Source organism: Thioclava kandeliae (assembly GCF_040297545.1).
Taxonomy (GTDB): Bacteria; Pseudomonadota; Alphaproteobacteria; order Rhodobacterales; family Rhodobacteraceae; genus Thioclava; species Thioclava kandeliae.
The window spans coordinates 1-897 of the sequence record NZ_JAYWLC010000081.1 but is presented as its reverse complement, the minus strand read 5'-3'; the positions used below and the strand labels follow the sequence as shown (position 1 = coordinate 897).

Annotated in this window: 1 protein-coding gene; it reads left to right on the top strand. The window is 62.9% G+C overall.

Translation table 11 applies throughout. The annotated features are described in order from the left end of the window. Positions 1-69: 69 nt before the first annotated feature. On the top strand, positions 70-897 hold an 828-nt coding region (locus tag VSX56_RS20680), incomplete at its 3' end, for an IS66 family transposase (protein ID WP_350939384.1).

Genomic DNA, 897 nt, shown 5'->3' with positions numbered 1-897 from the left:
TGAATCATGACGCTTAGGGATGCAGATGCCCTAGAGGCATGGCAAAAGGTCTGTGCTATCCTCTGCGCCATGCGCATCGATAACCTCTCATTGTCTGACGACATGGACCAGCTCAAGGCGATGGTGCGCGCCATGGCCGCGAAGACGGCCGCCCTTGAGGACGAGAACGAGACGCTGAAGGCGCGCAGCCTTGATGCTGACGAGCGGATCAAGCGACTGATGCAGATACTGAAGGCCTATGATCGGGCCCGGTTCGGCCGCCGTTCCGAAAAGTTGGGCGGTGCGGGCGACGGCTCTGATGAGGCGGCGCAACATGCCTTCGTCTTCGAGGAGATCGAGACTGGTCTTGCGGCGCTGAAGGCGCAGGCAGGCAAAGCTCGAGCTTCGGGCGAGAAGCGGGCGCCCCGGCCGCGCAAGGGCTTCCCGCCCCATCTCGAGCGGGTCGAGGTGGTGATGGAGCCCGAGGACTTGCCAGAACATGCGGGCAAACAAAAGATGATGATCGGCGAAGATGTCTCGGAACGGCTGGATGTGATCCCGGCGCGGTTCCGGGTCATCGTGACCCGCCGTCCGAAATATGCATTCAGGGACGCGGATGGCGTCATTCAGGCGCTTGCTCCGGCCCATATCATCGAAAGCGGCCTGCCGACTGAGGCACTGCTGGCGCAAATCGCCGTCTCCAAATATGCCGATGGCCTGCCGCTATATCGCCAGGAAGGGATCTATGCCCGCGACGGGGTGGAGATCGATCGGAGGCTGATGGCGCAGTGGATGGGCCGGACAGGCTTCGAGTTGGAGATCCTCGCCGCGCATGTGCTGGACGAAATCTTGAAGGGCCCGCGCGTCTTCGCCGATGAGACCAGCCTTCCGACCCTCGCGCCCGGTACCGGTGCCGCG